Raw genomic sequence first — 17,039 nt, 5'->3', positions numbered from 1 at the left:
GGAGAGGCGCGCCGACCGGTGTCAGGTCTCGTCGGACGACGGGTAGCCGTCGGCGGCGAGCAGCCGGGCCAGGTGGGCTGCGTTCGCTGCGAGGGTGCGCGTCGTGCTCGCGACCGTGTCGGGCGTCGACTCGAGGTCCTTGTAGTCGGTGCCGTGCATGGCTTCGCCGTTCCAGTAGGTGACGCCACCGGCCGGGATCGTGAACCCGACGTCGTTGAGCGACTGGAAGGCGATCGCACTGATGTGGTGAGCTCCGTCCTCGTTGCCCACGACGACCACGACGGCGACCTTGCCGTAGGTGAGCAGCCGCCCCTCGTCGTCCTTCTCGGCCAGCTCGGCGTCGAGGCGCTCGAGCACGCGCTGGCACACGCTGCTGTGCTGCCCCAACCAGGTCGGGGTGGCCAGGACGAGGATGTCGCTCGCGACGACCTGCTCACGGATGGCCGGCCACGCGTCGCCGTCGCCCATGTCGAGCTCGACGCCGGGACGCACGTCGTGGTCCACGACGCGGACCATCGAGCCCGTGACGTCGTGCCCGGCGAGGGCGTCGAGGACCTGCTGCGCGAGCAGCTCGGTGCTCGATGCGGCCGGGGACGGGCTGAGCGTGCAGTTGAGTGCGAGGGCGGTCAGGGCCACGGGGCACCTCCGGACGGTCGACGGGCACGAACGGGACGGACAGGATCTGCGGCCCATACCCGTTCGAGCGGGATCCCAACAACCCCAAGGAGGCCGGGCCGTCGGCCGTTGACGGCACACCCTCTCGTGCGGTTGCGTGGGGAGGCATGACCGTCATCGGCTTCCACTGCTCGCACGAACAGATCGACCCCGCCCAGCTCCTCAGGGACGTCCGCGCCGCGCAGGACGCCGGCTTCACGGCGGCGATGTCGTCCGACCACATCTCGCCGTGGAGCAGCCGTCAGGGCGAGTCGGGGTACGCGTGGAGCTGGCTCGGTGCGGCCCTGGCCACGACCTCGCTGCCCTTCGGTGTCGTCACCGCCCCGGGACAGCGCTACCACCCCGCCGTCACGGCGCAGGCCATCGCGACGCTCGGACAGATGTTCCCCGGACGCTTCTGGGCGGCCCTCGGGTCGGGCGAGGCCTCGAACGAGCGGGTGACCGGTGAGGTGTGGCCACGCAAGGAGGTCCGGGACGCCCGCCTGCTCGAGTGCGTCGACGTCATCCGGCGGCTGCTCGCCGGTGAGGAGGTCAGCCACGACGGGCTCGTGACGGTGAACCGGGCGCGGCTCTGGACCCTCCCCGACCCCGTCCCCGACCTCGTCGGGCCGGCGGTGACGCCCGAGACGGCTGCACGCCATGCCGGATGGGCCGACGGTCTCATCACCGTCAACCAGCCGCCCGAGACCCTGCGCCGGGTCCTCGCGGCCTACCGCGACGCCGGCGGACGAGGTCCCGCTCGCCTGCAGGTGCACGTGAGCTGGGCCCCCACCGAGGACGAGGCCCTCCACGTCGCCCACGACCAGTGGCGCAGCAACGTGCTCGGTCCGCCCGTCGCGTGGGACACCGAGACCGTCGAGGCCTTCGACCTCATCGGCGAGTCCGTGACCCCCGACCAGGTCCGGGACGCCGTGCTCGTCTCGGCGGATCTCGGCCGGCACGCCCAGTGGCTCCAGGACTACGTCGACATGGGATGGGACGAGATCTACGTGCACTTCGTCGGCCAGCACCAGACGCCGTTCATCGAGGCGTTCGGCACGTCCGTGCTGCCGCAGCTGTCACCGAGCGGCCCTGTGCCGCAGAGCGACTCGCCTCAGGGGTCGCGCGAGGTGGTCCGATGAGGATGAGCGACACGGGCGACGTGTGGTGGAAGAACGCCGTCCTCTACTGCGCCGACGTCGAGACGTTCCAGGACTCCGACGGGGACGGCGTCGGGGACCTGCGCGGCATGACCGACCGCGTGGAGTACCTCGCCGACCTCGGCGTGACGTGCCTGTGGCTCATGCCCTTCTACCCGACCGCCCGCAAGGACGACGGCTATGACATCACCGACTTCTTCGGCGTCGACCCACGTCTCGGCACGCTCGGCGACTTCGTCGAGCTCGTGCGCACCGCACGCGCCCACGGCATCCGGGTCATCGTCGACTTCGTCATGAACCACACCTCCGACCAGCACCCGTGGTTCAGGTCCGCGCGACGCAGCCGGGAGGACCCGTACCGCGACTACTACGTGTGGAGCCGAACCAAGCCGCGGTCCAGCGCGAAGGACGTGGTCTTCCCGGACGAGGAGGACAGCATCTGGGAGCGGGACGAGAAGACGGGTGACTACTACCTTCACCACTTCTACAAGCACCAGCCTGACCTCAACGTCGCGAACCCCGCTGTCCAGGAGGAGATCTCACGGACGCTCGGCTTCTGGCTCGAGCTCGGCGTGTCCGGATTCCGAGTCGATGCCGTGCCGTTCCTCTTCGCCCGCGACGGGGTGCCCGGCGTCGACGACGCCGATGCCTTCAACCCAGACCGCTACCTCGGTGACGTCCGGTCCTTCGTGACCCGGCGGGTGGGAGACGCCGTGCTCCTCGGCGAGGTCAACCTGCCCTACCCGGAGCAGCGCCGCTTCTTCGGCGGTGACGACGGGGACGGGCTCAACATGCAGTTCGACTTCATCGGGATGCAGCGCTTCTACCTCTCGCTGGCTCGCGGCGACGCCGGCCCGCTCGCCGCCGCGCTGCGCGAGAGGCCACCCCTCGACGTCACGAGCCAGTGGGCCAGCTTCGTGCGCAACCACGACGAGCTGACCCTCGACAAGCTCACCACGAAGGAGCGGCGCGAGGTCTTCGACGCCTTCGGGCCCGACCCCGACATGCAGCTCTACGGCCGAGGTCTGCGACGCCGCCTCCCGCCCATGGTCAGCGGTGACGAGCGGAGGGTGCGGCTGGCGTACTCCCTGATGTTCTCCCTGCCCGGCACCCCGGTGCTCTTCTACGGCGAGGAGATCGGCATGGGCGAGAACCTGGACGTGCCGGGCCGGCTCGCGGTGCGCACCCCCATGCAGTGGACGTCCGCACCGAGCGGCGGCTTCTCGACCGCCACCCCGCGCCGCCTCACCCGACCCATGCCGGACGGGGTCTGGGGACCGGAGCACGTCAACGTCGCCGACCAGCGGCGGGACCCCGGCTCGCTGTGGTGGTTCGTGCGCAGCCTGGCGCGTCGCTACCGACAGCTGCCCGAGAGCGGATGGGCGACGGTCGAGGTGCTCGACCACCCCGTGCCGTCCGTCCTCGCCCACGTCAGCCGCTGCGAGGACTGGGCCATGCTCGCCGTGCACAACCTCGGCGAGGACGGGGCCGTCGTGCCACTCACCCTGCCGGGGCTACCGAGGGACGCACGGCTCGTCGACGTGCTCGGTGGCCGGCCCGACCTCGACGTCACGGCATCCGGGCGGGTCGACATCGACCTCGAGCCGTACGGCTACCGGTGGCTGCTCGTCGTGCGCGAGGGGGAGGACCCCTTCCTCTGAGGGGGTCCCGCAGCCCCTCAGTGGTGACGCAGCGCTGAGATGAGCGGGGACGTGTTCATGCTCGACCGCCCGTCGATGCCCACCTCCCGGGCGCGCTTCATGGGCTGGTCCTTCGTCATGTCCGCGTCGTCGCCGGCCCGTCCTCGACACGTCCGGGGACTGCGCCCCGGTTGCGTCTGGCGGCTCGGTCGCCGAGCGTCGTCAGCCGCTCGACGAGGGGCGAGCCCAGCCGCCGTCGTGCCTCGGCACCGTCGACGGTGCGCGCCCCGCCGCGGGCCGGCGCGGTCGGCAGGAGCCGGCCCAGGAGACCCATGACGCGCGTCGTCGTGGCCGGCGCCAGACCTCGCACCCGGATCCCGACCCAGGCCAACGGCGTCAGGACGACCATCGGACGACCGGCCAGCACCGCGTCCACGATGCGCCGGGCGGCACGGTCGGCATCGACCGAGAGCAGCGGGAGCGAGGCCGCGGGGGCGAACCATGCGTACTCGGCGGCAGGGTCTCCACCGAACCGCGCGTGCACGTGGCCGCCGGTCCGCATCAGGCCGGGGACGATCGTCGTGGCCGTGACCCCGCTCCCGCTCAGGGCCGCGGCCAGGCCGTCCGAGAAGCCGACCGCGGCGAACTTGGCGGTCGCGTACGGCAGCAGGTGCGGTGGGGAGACCATGCCGCCGACCGACGTCACCGTCCCGATCCGGCCGTGCCCGCGCCGACGCATGTGCGGCAGCACCGTCATGGCCGCGTGGATGGGGCCCCACGCCATGGTGTCGATGGCGTCCTCGAACTCGTGCAGGACCAGCGACTCGGCGGGAGCCGCCTGGATGATCCCGGCCACCGTCACGAGCACCTCGATCGGGCCGACGGAGTGCTCGACGCGACCGACGAGCTCACCCACCTCGTGCCGGTCACGGATGTCGCAGCGCTCGGCGGTGACCGGCCCCAGGGGCTCCAGCTCCCGCACCGCAGCCTCGACCTCCGCGAGGTCCCGGGCCGCGACGACGACCCGGTGCCCACGCCTCAGCAGCTCCCCTGCCACGAGGAAGCCGAGGCCGCGGGATGCGCCGAGAACGACGGCCACGGGTCGGTCGGAGATGCTCTCTTCGCTCGGGCACATGCTCGCTCCTCGTCTCTGGACCCCGACACCGCTCCACCCCCGGGTTTTTCCACGGGTGCGCATGGGTAGGACCGCGTCATGAAGGCATTGACCTGGCACGGCATCGAGGACGTCCGTGTGACCGACGTACCCGACCCCGTCATCGCTCACACCACCGACGCCGTCGTGCGTGTCACGTCGACGGCCATCTGCGGCTCCGACCTGCACCTCTACCGGGTGCTCGCCCCGTACCTGCAGCCGGGAGACGTGCTCGGTCACGAGTTCATGGGCATCGTCGAGGAGGTCGGTCCGGGTGTGGCCACCCTGGCGGTCGGCGACCGTGTCGTCGTGCCGTTCAACATCTCGTGCGGCCGGTGCTGGATGTGTCAGCGGGGTCTCTTCGCGCAGTGCGAGACCACGCAGAACACCGAGGCGGGCAAGGGCGCGAGCCTCTTCGGCTACACGAGCCTCTACGGCTCCGTGCCCGGCGGCCAGGCCGAGTACGTCCGCGTGCCCCACGCCGACTTCGGCCCCATCGTCATCCCCGACGAGATGCCCGACGAGCGATTCCTCTACCTCTCCGACATCCTGCCGACTGCGTGGCAGGCGGTGGAGCACGCCGACGTCAACGGCAACGACACCCTGGCCGTCCTCGGGCTGGGTCCGGTCGGGCAGCTGGCCGTGCGGTCGGCGCTCTACCGAGGCGTCGGCCGGGTCATCGGGGTCGACCTCGTGCCGGATCGGCTCGAGAAGGCCCGCGCCCGGGGCGCCGAGGTCGTCGACGCCACCAGCAGCGACGTCGCGCGGACTCTCACCGAGATGACGGACGGTCGAGGCCCGGACGCCGTGATCGACGCCGTCGGTATGGAGGCACACGGTAACCCTCTGTCCGAGAAGGTCATTGCCGCGACGAGCCGCATGCCCAAGCCTGTCGCACGAGAAGCCGTCGAGCGCTTCGGCATCGACCGCCTCGCCGCACTGCACACCGCGGTGGCGGCGGTCCGGCGAGGGGGCACGCTGTCGATCAGCGGCGTCTACGGCGGCATGGCCGACCCCATGCCGATGATGGAGCTCTTCGACAAGGGCCTGACGATCCGGATGGGCCAGTGCCACGTCCGTCGCTGGAGCGACGAGCTGCTCGACATCGTGCGCACTGACGACGACGTGCTCGGACTCGAGGGCCTCGCCACCCACCACGGGAGCCTGGCCGACGCCCCCGACCTCTACCGCATCTTCCAGGAGAAGCAGGACGACTGCCTCAAGGTCGTCCTGCAGCCCTGACCTGCCACCAGCCGATGCCTCGACCCGGACAAGGAGAGCCACGATGAGCGTGACGAGCTTCCAGGACCTTCCCCTCGCCGACCGCGACCGGGAGTGGGACGGCGACGCCGCCGAGAAGCGGGTGCGGGCGTGGGCCGGCGCCGAGGACGAGCCCAACGCGAAGTACCGCGACGCGCACGTCTGGTACGACGCCGAGAGCAAGCAGAACTTCACGGCATACAAGCTCCTCGTCGCCGACGTCGTGGACGGACGTCTCAAGGCCGTCCCTCGGGCCGTCATGGCGGCCGCCGCCGTCATGCAGGGCTCACGCGGCGGGGTCGACCTGCCCGACAAGGACCGAGACCGCGTCCGCAGCCACCTCGCGAAGTACTACGCGAAGATGGGCGAGGACGCTCCCTGGGAGCGCGACGGCTGACACCCGCGCGCGGGGCTCAGAAGACCGCGCCACCGCCGGTGACGCCGAGCACGGTGCCCGACACGTAGCTGGCCTCCGTCGGAGACGCCAGGAAGACGTATGCCGGAGCGACCTCCCCCGGCTGGCCGGCCCGTCCCAGCGGGGTGTCGGCACCGAACGTCTCGATCTTCCGGCTGTCACGGGTCGCCGGTTGCAGGGGCGTCCAGATCGGGCCGGGCGCCACGGCGTTGACACGAATCCCCTTGGGGCCCAACGAGGCCGCGAGGTTGACGGTGAGGTTGTTGAGCGCGGCCTTGGTCGCTGCGTAGTCGAGCAGCGCGGGCGACGGGTCGTAGGCCTGGATCGAGGTCGTGTTGATGATCGACGACCCGGGCTGCAGGTGCGGCAGCGCCGCCTGGCAGAGCCAGATCACCGCATGGAGGTTGGTGCGCATGACGCGATCCACGTGCTCCGGCTGGAGGCCCTCGAGCCCCTCCGGCCCACGGTCCCAGTGGTAGCCGGCGTTGTTGACGAGGATGTCGAGGCCGCCGAGCCCGCGCACGGCGTCGGCGACGGCGCGCATGCAGGCCTGGCGCTCGACGAGGTCCCCGGGCACGAGGACGCCCGTGCGGCCGGCCTTCTCGATCCAGCCGAGGGTGTCCTCGGCGTCGGACTGCTCGGCCGGCAGGTAGCTGATGGCGACGTCGGCGCCCTCGCGGGCGTACGCGATCGCGATGGCTCGTCCGATCCCTGAGTCCCCGCCGGTGATGAGGGCCCGCTTGCCCTCGAGCCGTCCGTGCCCGACGTACGTCTCCTCCCCGTGGTCGGGCACCGGACGCATCTGGCTCGTCAGCCCGGGTGGGTCCTGCTGCTGGGCGGGAAAGCCACCCTGGTCGTCGTGGCGCACCATGCTCTCGGCGCGGTCGGCGATCTCGGACACGGTCGGTCCTTCCAGTCGGGGAGGTGTGCCCTCCACCTACCCATCCCCCCGCTCGATGACGCGGTCCCGGACGTCCCGAGCCGGCGTGTCGCGCGGACCACAGCGGGCCCGGACCGGACGTCACCGGCACGGAACCGTTGCGCGAAGGGGGCGCCGCGTGGCACTGTCGAGTCGTCTGAGCGGTCCAATCACAGCGCCGACTCCGTCACCGCACCCCCGGAGATGAGTCATGTCGCAGCACCCTCAGCATCCCCGACTGTCCTTCGCCGAGCGGGACGCCGAGACGTCCGAGCTCTTCCGCCGTCTCGCCGCCACTCGCACGGCCGAGGAGTCGGAGCACGTCGTCGAGCAGATCGTGCACCTCTACCTCGACCTCTGCGCCTCCATGGCCGGACGCTACGACGGACGAGGCGTCGAGCACGACGACCTCGTCCAGGTCGCCCGTCTGGCCCTCGTCAAGGCCGTCCGACGCTACGAGCCCGGGCACGCCCCGTCGTTCGCGGCCTATGCCGTGCCCACCATCTCCGGCGAGCTCAAGCGGTGGTTCCGTGACCGTGGCTGGGTAGTGCGGCCCCCGCGCCGCCTCCAGGAGCTGCGCGCCGACCTGCAGTCCGTCCGGAGTCGCCTCGAGCAGGAGCTCGGCGCCACTCCCACCGACGCGGAGCTGGCCGAGGCGGTGGGGGCGACGGTCGAGGAGGTGCGCGAGGTGGCCGCCGCTGCCACCGGCTTCCGCCCGCTGTCGCTCGACTGCAGCCCCTCGGACGACGAGCGCCCCGGCCTCGCCGACTTCCTCGCCACCGACGACGGAGCGCTCGCCGGAGCGGACGACCGGGTGTGCCTCGCCGAGGCGTTGACCGAGCTCGACGACGACGAGCGCGAGCTGCTGCTCATGCGCTACGTCGAGGGCATGACCCAGCGCGAGATCGGCGAGGCGCGTGGTGTGAGCCAGATGCAGGTCTCACGGATCCTGCGACGCATCACGGTACGACTGCACGAGCAGCTCGCCGAGCACGATCCCGACTCGGACGAGCCGCCGGCGAACGTGTCCGAGGAGATGAGCACCGCCTCGTGAGAGGCGAGCCCGGCCAGCCCGGCCTCCTCAGTCGTCGGTGAGCCCCCGCCGCGGACGGTCACCGGCGATCGGCGGCAGCACACCGGTGTCGGCCACCTGGAGCGCCACGTCGTGCAGCTTGCGGTTGGAGTTCTGGCTCGCCATGCGGAGCAGGCCGAACGCCTGCTCGCGCGTGATGCGGTGACGCGACATGAGGACTCCCATGGCCACCCCGATCTCGCGGTTCGACAGCAGCGCCTTCTGGAGGTTGTCGACCCGCTCCTGGTTCGCCGTCAGCGCCACGGCCAGCGCGCCGTGCGTCGCCAGCATCAGCCCGACGAGCTCGGACCGCTCGTCGAAGGCGCCGACCTCGTCGGAGTAGATGTTGAGACCGTCGACGCGGTCGCCGATCTCGTGGCCCAGGCGGTAGGACAGCATGCTGCGCATGCCGACCTCCTGCGAGACGCGCCGGCCGAACTCGGGCCACCGTTCGTCGTGCCGGAGGTCCCGGGGCCGGTAGAGGGTGTCGTCGACGATGGCGTCGATGCACGGTCCCGACCCGACGGCGTACTGGATGGCGTCGGCCCGCCGTGCGATCTCGTCGGTCGCCGTGACGGTGCTGAAGCGGTCGTGCTCGTAGCTCGTGACGCTCGCCCACCGGGCTCCCGGGACTCGCTCGACAGCGGCTCGCGCCAGCGCGTCGAGGGTGTCGTCCGGTCCCATCGACCCGAGGTCGGCCCCGAGCTTCGCGAACGTCTCCGCGACGTCGCGGAGCGCGTCGTCACCGGGTGCCAGCTCGTCCACGCCCACGGCTCACCATCCTTCTTCGTCGACCGTAGACCTCGACGCGCTGTGTGGCGAGGGGTCCACGAGCCGGCCCGCCCTGGTTGCACGAGTGCACGGACAGGGGTGCAATGGACACAGCGTGCCATGCGTCCCGGGGCGTCTGCTGCGCAGGTCTGCCGGCCAAACAAGGAGCCGGCAGGCCGCATGGGCAAGGAGGCAGGTGGACGATCGCGCTCTCCCACCGGTGCTCTGCGCCCGACGTGCTCCCGTTTCTCCGGGCCCACCGATCGTCGCAGCACCGTCGCGGGTAGGTCCTCATGAGGCCCATCCCGAGGAGCAACCCCGCATGTCGTCATGTCGATCAACCTGATCTACCTCATCGCCGGTCTGGCGATGTTCCTCGCAGCCGTGCTCCCGGCCGTCCTCGACCGGTATGCCGTGTCCGCCGCGATGGTCCTCCTCCTCCTCGGCATGGTCATCGGCCTGCTGCCGCTGCCCGAGGGCATGCGTCTCGACCCCGTCGTGATCCGACCGCAGGTCGAACGGGTCACCGAGTTCACGATCCTCGTCGCGCTCATGGGCGTCGGGCTCGCCATCGACCGTTCCTTCGACTGGCGCAGCCGCTCGGCCTGGGCCTCGTGGTCCCCCACCTGGCGTCTGCTCGCCGTCGCGATGCCCCTGACGATCGCGTCGGTGGCGCTGCTCGGGTGGGGCCTCGGCGTCGCGCCCGCAGCGGCCCTGCTGCTCGGGGCCGCGCTCGCACCGACCGACCCGGTGCTGGCCAGCGACGTCCAGGTGGAGGGCCCGCGCGTCGACGGCTCGGGCCCGGGCGAGTCCGGTGACGACGACGACGGTGACGACGGCGACGACGACGGCGACGGCGGCGAGGCCCTCGGGGAGCCCGTCGACGAGCAGGACGACGTGCGCTTCGCACTCACCTCCGAGGCAGGCCTCAACGACGGGCTCGCCTTCCCCTTCGTCACGGCCGCCGTCCTGCTCGCGTCCGCCGGCAGCTTCTCGACGTGGGGCCTGCACTGGCTGGCCTGGGACCTCGTCGGCAAGGTCGTCGTCGGCGTCCTCGTCGGCGTCGCCGTCGGGTGGGGTCTGGCCAAGGTCGCGTTCCGGTCACCGCGCCGCTCGCTGCGGCTCGCCGAGCAGGGCGAGCCCCTCCTCGCCCTCGCGGCCCTCGTCATGACCTACGGCCTCAGCCAGCTCGTGGGTGGCTACGGCTTCCTCTCGGTCTTCGCGTGCGGCATGACGCTGCGTGCGGCCGAGCGCAACCACCGCTACCACCGCTCCATGCACGAGGTCGTCCAGCGCCTCGAGCGCCTGCTGACCCTCATCATCCTGCTCATGCTGGGCATGGCGATGACCAAGGGCGTGCTCGGTGAGCTCGACTGGCGCGGGGTCGTCATCGCCCTCGCGCTCGTCTTCGTCGTGCGTCCGCTGTCCGGGTGGGCGAGCCTGCGAGTCCGCGCTCGCCCCGCCGACCTCCCGGGGGGCCTGGGCCGTCGCGAGACCCTGGCGACCGCGTTCTTCGGGGTGCGCGGCATCGGGTCGCTCTACTACCTCGCCTTCGCGGCGGGCGAGCACGCCTTCGCCGACGAGCGCTGGCTGTGGTCGACGGTCGCCTTCACCATCCTGCTGTCGGTCATGGTGCACGGCACGCTCGCCACCCCCGTCATGCGCTACCTCGAGCGCCGGCGCGAGCGCGCCGGGGCCGCCGGGGCCGCCGAGCCGGCCTGACGGCATACGCCCCGGGTCCCGACAACGGCACATACCTCGCATACCTCGCACACCGCGCGCGTTCCGTCGGATCGGTGTGGTGGTGGTCCGACCCGGGTATGGGCTCACCGGAGGCTCCAGCCCAGCGGCCCCCCGAGTCCGCGCCGGCGCCCCCTCCATCGGTGCGTCGGGCGGCGTGCACCGAGAGGTAACCGGTTGAGCCCCGTCATCGCGTCCGTCCCCGCAGGCCACGTCTACGTCCGCCACCTCGCCCCTCCCGACGGCGACACGACGGTGACGAGGCTGGCCGACCCCCGACCCCGAGCCGACGTGCCCGACGCCCAGTGGTGGCCCCCGCGGATGCTCGAGCCCGGCTGGGTCGACGCGCACGCCGACGAGTTCGACGTCATGCACGTGCACTTCGGCTTCGACGCCGTGTCGCCGGACGACCTCTCACGGGTCGCCTCGAGCCTGCGGCGGCACGGCCGCCCCCTCGTGCTGACCGTGCACGACCTGCGCAACCCGCACCACCACGAGCGCGAGCTGCACGACGCGCAGCTCGGGGTCCTCGTCGAGGCCGCTGACGCCGTGCTGACCCTGACCCCCGGCGCGGCGGCGGAGATAGCCGGGCGCTGGGGCCGCGAGGCCCTCGTCGTGCCCCACCCGCACGTCGTCGAGGAGCCGCGCCTCTCGCGGCCCCGGATCCCACACCGCGGCTACGTCTTCGGCGTCCATGCCAAGAGCCTGCGCGCTGGCATGGACCCGCTGCCCGTCATCGAGGAGATCGTCGCCACCCTGCCCGAGATGCCCGGCGCCCGGCTGCGCGTCGACGCCCACACCGACGTCATGACCCCCGGCCGGCCCCGGCACGCGACCGACCTCGAGCCCCGGCTCCGCGAGCTCGCTGCCGGCGACCGCGTCGACCTGCACGTGCACGACTACTTCGGCGACGACGAGCTGTGGGACTACCTCCAGTCCCTCGACGTCTCGGTGCTGCCCTACCGCTTCGGCACGCACTCCGGCTGGCTCGAGGCGTGCCACGACCTCGGGACCACGGTCGTCGCACCCGACTGCGGCCACTACGCCGACCAGCGCCCGTGCCTGCTCTACGGCGCGCCGGGCTCGCTGTCGGACGGCGGCGCGCCGCCGCTGCGCGACGCGCTGCTCCGCGCGTACCGCGAGCGACCCTCGTGGCGGGCCGATCCGGAGGACCGACGGCGCGAGCGCCATGAGGTGTCCCGCGCCCACGAGCAGGTGTATGCCGCCGTGCTGGCCGCCGCTGCCGAGCGGGGTGTCGCGTGCGCATCGTGATCCTCGCGGCCGCGAGGCACCCGATCGCCGAGCCGTTCGCCGGTGGCCTGGAGTCGCTGACGTGGCACCTCGTGCGCGGCCTGCGTCGCCGCGGTGTCGACGTGTCGTTCTTCGCCGGACCCGGCAGCGACCCGCAGCTCGGCGCGACCGCGCTCGACGTCGAGCCCCTGCGCCTCAGCGACACGGCCAGGGCCGACGTGTCGATGGTGCCCGAGGCCTGGCTGCGCGAGCACCACGCGTACCTGCAGGTCATGCTGGCGCTCCAGCGGCGCCCCGACGTCGCGGTCGTGCACAACAACAGCCTCCACCACCTTCCCGTCGCGATGGCCGACTCGCTGCCGGCACCCGTCCTCACGACGCTGCACACCCCACCGACCCCGTGGCTCGAGCCCGCCATCGAGATCAGCTCCCGGTCACGGAATCCTTTGCAGCACAGCCACTTCGTCGCCGTGAGCGAGCACACCGCGAGGTCGTGGGCGCACGTCACCCCGGCGCACGTCGTGCACAACGGCGTCGACGTCGAGCGGTGGGTGGAGGGACCCGGTGGCGGCGACCTCGTGTGGGTCGGACGTCTCGTCCCGGAGAAGGCCCCGCACCGCGCCATCGCCATGGCTCGGGCCGCGGGCCGCCGGCTGCGCATCGCCGGACCGGTGGGTGACGCGGCCTACTTCACCCGCCACGTCGCGGGCGAGCTCGGGGACGACGTCGAGTACGTCGGCCACCTCGGCACCGACGGCCTCGTCGCCCTCGTCGGGGCGAGCGCGGCCATGCTCGTGACGCCGGAGTGGGACGAGCCGTACGGCCTCGTCGCCGCGGAGTCCCTCGCCTGCGGGACGCCGGTCGTGGCCCTGGACCGTGGCGGCCTGCGCGAGTTCGTCGTCCCCGGAGTCGGCGTGCTGCTCCCCCGCGACTGCGACGACGCTGCCGCCGGCGCGGCCGTGGCCGCAGCGGTCGAGCTCGACCGCGGGGCCTGTCGGGCGCACGCCGTCGCCGCCTGTTCGGTGGACCGCATGGTCGAGAGCTACCTCGAGATCTACGAGTCCCTCACCGCGATGTCCGGTGCCGCATGATCGGCTGGTACGTCCACCACCAGGGGCTGGGCCACCTGACCCGCCTCCAGGCCGTCGCCGAGCACCTCGAGTCGCCCGTCACGGGGATCAGCTCCCTGCCGGCACCCGACGGCTGGTCGTCGGAGTGGCTGCATCTCGACCGTGACGACCGGATGCCGGCGGCCGAGGTCGCTCACGCCGACCCGTCCGCGGGCGGCGTGCTGCACTGGGTGCCCCGGCACGACGCCGGGCTGGCCCGACGCGCCGCCGCGCTGGCCGCGTGGATCACGCGGACGCGGCCCTCGCTCGTCGTCGTCGACGTGTCCGTGGAGGTCGCGACGCTGGTCCGGCTGTGCGGCGTGCCCGTCGTCGTGCTCGCCATGCCCGGAGAGCGGACCGACCGCGCCCACTGCCTCGCGTACGACCTCGCCGACGCCCTCCTCGCCCCGTGGCCCGAGGCGGCCCACGCGGCCGACTGGCCCGAGGCGTGGCGCGACAAGCTGTGGGCGGTCGGCGGCATCTCGCGTTTCGACGGCCGGGTCCCGACCCGTCGACGCACGTCGCTCGGATCGTCCGCCGGCGGCATCGAGGCGCTCGCCGACACGCCTGGCACCGCCGGCCCGGACCCGGGCGAGCCCGCGCCGCGACGCGTCCTCGTCCTCTGGGGCGGGGGCGGGCGGTCCACGTCCGACGACGACGTGGCCGCCGCCCGGGCCGCGACGCCGGGCTGGGAGTGGATCGAGCGAGGTCCGGGCTCACCCTCACCCGACCTGTGGGCCGACCTCGAGTCGGCCGACGTCGTCGTCACGCACGGGGGGCAGAACGCCGTCGCCGAGGTCGCCGCGGCCCGCCGTCCCGCCGTCGTCGTGGCCCAGCCGCGCCCCTTCGACGAGCAGGTCACGACGGCGGCCGCCGTCGACCGGCTCGGGGCCGCCGTCGGCGTCGCCGCGTGGCCACCGGCACCGGCCTGGCCGGGACTGCTCGAGCGAGCCCTGGACCGCGGCGGCGAGGGCTGGCGACGGTGGTCGACGGGGCAGGGGGCGATCTGCGCCGCGGCCGGGCTCGACGAGCTCGCCGACCGTCAGGGCGGCGCGGGCACCGGCGTACGGACCGCCTCGTGATCCCCGCGGCCTCGGCATCGGCATCGGGACCGCCCGCACCCTCGGCAGCGGGGAGGCACCGGGTGACGGTCGTGACGATCGTGCACGGGCGCCACACGCACCTCGAACGCCAGCTGTGGGGCCTGCGCCACCAGACCCGTCCGCCGGACGCCCACGTGGTCGTCGCGATGGACGACCCGGCGGTCGAGGCGCTCGCCCGGTCGCACGCCGGGCCCTGGGACGTGGACGTCGCGAGCCTGCCGCGACGAGAGGGTCGGCTGCCGCTGGCCGCGGCGCGCAACCTCGGGGTCGCCGTCGCCGCCGGAGCCGGCGCCGAGCAGGTCGTGCTCCTCGACGTCGACTGCATCCCCTCCCCGGGCCTCGTCGAGCGGTATGCCGCCGTGCTGGACGACGCGGGCCGACAGGCTCTTGGACCGGGCAGCCCGGGCGGCCCCCTCGTGCTCTCGGGCGAGGTGGCCTACCTGCCGCCGGCCCCGGCGGGACGCGACTACCGCGACCTCGACCTCCCGGCCCTGGCCGCCCCGCACCCCGCCCGGCCGGTCCTGGGCGCCGACGAGGTCCGCCCCGCCGACGACCTGCGCCTCTTCTGGTCGCTCTCCTTCGCCCTGACCGTGGGCTCCTGGGAGACCGTCGGAGGCTTCGACGAGGCCTACGTCGGCTACGGCGGCGAGGACACCGACTTCGGCCAGCGTCTCGGCGCCTCAGGTGGGCGCCTGCTCTGGGTCGGCGGGGCCGCGGCGCACCACCAGCACCACCCGACGGCCTCGCCACCCGTCCAGCACGTGCACGACGTCGTCGCCAACGCCAACCGCTTCGCCCGACGGTGGGGCTGGTGGCCGATGGAGGGCTGGCTCGACGCCTTCGCGGCGCAGGGGCTCGCGCGGCGCACGCCCGACGGCACGTGGCACGTCGCCGGCGAAGCGCCGGTCTGAGCCTCAGCGGGCGAGCACCACGGTGCTGAGCGCGTGCTCGACGACGGCCCGACTCGTCGAGCCGAGCGACATGCCGGCGAACCCGCCGCTCCCGGTCGCCCCGAGGACGACGAGGTCGGCCACCGCGGACAGGCTGATCAGCTGCTCGGCAGCATGCCCCGAGAGCACCTGCTGCTCGACGACGACGTCCGGGAAGTCGTCCGCCACCTCGTCCACGACCTCCCCGAGGAAGGCCCGGGTGGCCTCCTCGGGGTCGGCCGTGAACCACCACGGGGACGCCCCGACACGCTCGGGCGGCCCCAGCGGGTAGAGGTGCCACACCGCGACCGCGACGACGACGGAGCCCGTGGCGCGCGCATCGGCGCAGGCCCAGCGCAGCGCGGTCCGGCTCTGCTTCGAGCCGTCCACGCCCACCACGATCCTGCCCATCTGCCGAGCCGCGTCGGCGCCCGACGCTCCGGCGGCCCGTGCCGCCGCACGTGGCGCCTCGGAGCGCGCCGGACCTCGCCCGGGCCGTGTCGTCTCGTCCATGGTGCTCACCTCTGTGCCCAGCCTCCGCCGCTAGCCGGCCAGGCGACAGAACCATCGGTCCTGTCCGATCCGGGACCTTGGTCCCGCCACGTGGCGACCTTCGGCCGTGTCATCGTGCGCCTCGCCTCGCGCACCATCGAGACAGCGCCGCGCCCGGCGCCGCCGACCAGGGAGAGCACCATGTGCACCGTTCTCATCACGTACTCCACCCCACCGCCCCCACCGGATGCCGCGACCGAGTCGCACGACACCCGCGTCGTCCCCACCGGGACACCCGTCACCTCGGCCGGCCCCGCTTCCTCCGCGTACGCCGCGACGACCGCCGGCATCGACGAGGCCATCGCCGCGTCGATCGCCGACGAGCTCTCTCACGCCGGGCACCGCGTCACCTGCCGCCCGTGCGTCGCCATCACGTCGAGGGAGGGCTTCGACCTCGTCGTCGCCGTCGACCACCTGCACGTGAGCCACTGGAGCGGGCGGCCCTCGGTCCGCGGCCGGCCCACCGAGCCGCCGGACGGCGGTTCCGACGCCGGACCGGAGGACGGCCGGGCGACGATCCCGATGACGTGGTGCGCCGACTGGCGTGCCGTCGACGCGTGGGCGCGCAGCGTCGGCGACCACCTCGTGCACTACCTCGAGGTGCGCACCGAGCTCGCCCACGTCCGTGCGGAGCTCGACCGGTGCCGGGCGATGCTGCGCGCCGTGACGCCCGAGCCGAGGCCGGTCAGCGCCGTCGAGCTCGGACGCCCCGTCGGACACGACTCCGCCCGCGCCCGCCACCCCCAGCGCCTGGCCTCGGCCGGGCCGACGCAGAGGTCCTGACATGACGAGCCAAGGGCAGCAGGCCGGCGACGGCGCCACGGGCAGCCACGGGCAGCGCTCGAGCCGGCGGATCAACTACGCCGACCTGACGACGGCCGAGTGCCAGACCCTGCTCGAGTCGCGCGACGTCGGACGCATCGGGTGGAACGCCGGCCACGGCCCCCAGATCTTCCCCGTCAGCTACGCCTGCGCGGCCGACCTCATCGTCTTCCGCACCTCGCCCTTCGGCGTCCTCTCGGAGCTCGTGCGTCCGACCCAGGTCGTCTTCGAGGTGGACGACCTGGACGACGTCGCCCACACGGGGTGGAGCGTCATCGCCCGCGGTCGCGCCCAGGCCGTCGCGTCACCCGCACTGCTCACGCACCTGTGGACCGTCGACGGTGCTGAGCCGTGGGCCGGCGGCGTGCGCAACGTCTTCATCGGCATCAGCGTCGAGAGGATCACCGGCCGCTCCTTCGGCTCGCAGCGCGTGCCCTCCGCGGCCCGACGCAGTGCGCACTGACGGCCCCACGGGACCTGACACAACGA

At 73.0% G+C, this 17,039-nt stretch carries 17 protein-coding genes; 12 read left to right on the top strand and 5 right to left on the bottom strand.

The annotated features are described in order from the left end of the window. Positions 1–21 precede the first annotated feature (21 nt). The gene (locus tag ACSQ2D_RS04855; RefSeq protein ID WP_435984887.1) at positions 22–636 is read right to left on the bottom strand and encodes a flavodoxin family protein; all 615 of its coding nucleotides are present in this window, start codon (positions 634–636) and stop codon (positions 22–24) included. 146 nt (positions 637–782) lie between these two features. Between ACSQ2D_RS04855 and ACSQ2D_RS04850 the strand changes: the two genes are divergently transcribed. Further along, complete coding sequence (locus ACSQ2D_RS04850) at positions 783–1,796, top strand: TIGR03885 family FMN-dependent LLM class oxidoreductase (RefSeq protein ID WP_435984886.1); 1,014 nt, start codon at positions 783–785, stop codon at positions 1,794–1,796. Next, positions 1,793–3,475, top strand: coding sequence for an alpha-amylase family protein (locus tag ACSQ2D_RS04845; RefSeq protein ID WP_435984885.1), 1,683 nt, complete (start codon positions 1,793–1,795; stop codon positions 3,473–3,475). Before ACSQ2D_RS04850 ends, ACSQ2D_RS04845 begins: the two co-directional genes overlap by 4 nt. Positions 3,476–3,590: 115 nt before the next feature. On the opposite strand, the gene ACSQ2D_RS04840 is transcribed toward ACSQ2D_RS04845, so the two are convergent. Next, positions 3,591–4,589, bottom strand: coding sequence for an SDR family NAD(P)-dependent oxidoreductase (locus tag ACSQ2D_RS04840; RefSeq protein ID WP_435984884.1), 999 nt, complete (start codon positions 4,587–4,589; stop codon positions 3,591–3,593). A gap of 78 nt (positions 4,590–4,667) precedes the next feature. Between ACSQ2D_RS04840 and ACSQ2D_RS04835 the strand changes: the two genes are divergently transcribed. Continuing rightward, positions 4,668–5,849, top strand: a complete 1,182-nt coding sequence (locus ACSQ2D_RS04835; protein WP_435984883.1) for a zinc-dependent alcohol dehydrogenase — start codon at positions 4,668–4,670, stop codon at positions 5,847–5,849. A 43-nt stretch (positions 5,850–5,892) separates the two neighbouring features. Beyond that, entirely contained in the window at positions 5,893–6,264 is a 372-nt protein-coding gene (locus tag ACSQ2D_RS04830; RefSeq protein WP_435984882.1) for a hypothetical protein, read from the top strand. A 16-nt stretch (positions 6,265–6,280) separates the two neighbouring features. On the opposite strand, the gene ACSQ2D_RS04825 is transcribed toward ACSQ2D_RS04830, so the two are convergent. Beyond that, entirely contained in the window at positions 6,281–7,153 is an 873-nt protein-coding gene (locus ACSQ2D_RS04825; protein ID WP_435987816.1) for an SDR family oxidoreductase, read from the bottom strand. 259 nt (positions 7,154–7,412) lie between these two features. On the opposite strand from ACSQ2D_RS04825, the gene ACSQ2D_RS04820 reads away from it, so the two are divergent. Beyond that, complete coding sequence (locus tag ACSQ2D_RS04820; protein ID WP_435984881.1) at positions 7,413–8,255, top strand: sigma-70 family RNA polymerase sigma factor; 843 nt, start codon at positions 7,413–7,415, stop codon at positions 8,253–8,255. A 27-nt stretch (positions 8,256–8,282) separates the two neighbouring features. Here the strand turns inward: ACSQ2D_RS04820 and ACSQ2D_RS04815 are convergent, their stop codons facing one another. Next, positions 8,283–9,044, bottom strand: coding sequence for an ANTAR domain-containing protein (locus ACSQ2D_RS04815; RefSeq protein ID WP_435984880.1), 762 nt, complete (start codon positions 9,042–9,044; stop codon positions 8,283–8,285). Between the two features lie 330 nt (positions 9,045–9,374). On the opposite strand from ACSQ2D_RS04815, the gene ACSQ2D_RS04810 reads away from it, so the two are divergent. The 5 genes from ACSQ2D_RS04810 (at position 9,375) to ACSQ2D_RS04790 (ending at position 15,158) form a co-directional block, all read left to right on the top strand. Then, the gene (locus tag ACSQ2D_RS04810; protein WP_435984879.1) at positions 9,375–10,766 is read left to right on the top strand and encodes a cation:proton antiporter domain-containing protein; all 1,392 of its coding nucleotides are present in this window, start codon (positions 9,375–9,377) and stop codon (positions 10,764–10,766) included. A gap of 195 nt (positions 10,767–10,961) precedes the next feature. Further along, positions 10,962–12,056, top strand: a complete 1,095-nt coding sequence (locus ACSQ2D_RS04805; protein WP_435984878.1) for a glycosyltransferase family 1 protein — start codon at positions 10,962–10,964, stop codon at positions 12,054–12,056. Continuing rightward, entirely contained in the window at positions 12,044–13,126 is a 1,083-nt protein-coding gene (locus tag ACSQ2D_RS04800) for a glycosyltransferase (protein WP_435984877.1), read from the top strand. Before ACSQ2D_RS04805 ends, ACSQ2D_RS04800 begins: the two co-directional genes overlap by 13 nt. After that, positions 13,123–14,226: a glycosyltransferase gene (locus ACSQ2D_RS04795; protein WP_435984876.1), complete on the top strand. Its 1,104-nt coding sequence runs from the start codon at positions 13,123–13,125 to the stop codon at positions 14,224–14,226. Before ACSQ2D_RS04800 ends, ACSQ2D_RS04795 begins: the two co-directional genes overlap by 4 nt. Before the next feature lie 62 nt (positions 14,227–14,288). Beyond that, positions 14,289–15,158, top strand: coding sequence for a glycosyltransferase family 2 protein (locus tag ACSQ2D_RS04790; RefSeq protein WP_435984875.1), 870 nt, complete (start codon positions 14,289–14,291; stop codon positions 15,156–15,158). Positions 15,159–15,161: 3 nt separating this feature from the next. On the opposite strand, the gene ACSQ2D_RS04785 is transcribed toward ACSQ2D_RS04790, so the two are convergent. After that, positions 15,162–15,689: a universal stress protein gene (locus tag ACSQ2D_RS04785; protein WP_435984874.1), complete on the bottom strand. Its 528-nt coding sequence runs from the start codon at positions 15,687–15,689 to the stop codon at positions 15,162–15,164. A 180-nt stretch (positions 15,690–15,869) separates the two neighbouring features. Between ACSQ2D_RS04785 and ACSQ2D_RS04780 the strand changes: the two genes are divergently transcribed. After that, positions 15,870–16,511, top strand: a complete 642-nt coding sequence (locus tag ACSQ2D_RS04780; RefSeq protein WP_435984873.1) for a hypothetical protein — start codon at positions 15,870–15,872, stop codon at positions 16,509–16,511. A gap of 1 nt (position 16,512) precedes the next feature. Beyond that, positions 16,513–17,013, top strand: a complete 501-nt coding sequence (locus tag ACSQ2D_RS04775) for a pyridoxamine 5'-phosphate oxidase family protein (RefSeq protein WP_435984872.1) — start codon at positions 16,513–16,515, stop codon at positions 17,011–17,013. Positions 17,014–17,039: the final 26 nt, after the last annotated feature.

The organism is Terrabacter sp. LjRoot27 (assembly GCF_964254175.1).
Taxonomy (GTDB): Bacteria; Actinomycetota; Actinomycetes; order Actinomycetales; family Dermatophilaceae; genus Terrabacter.
The sequence above is the reverse complement of the archived record's forward strand: the minus strand, read 5'-3'. Positions and strand labels throughout refer to the sequence as shown.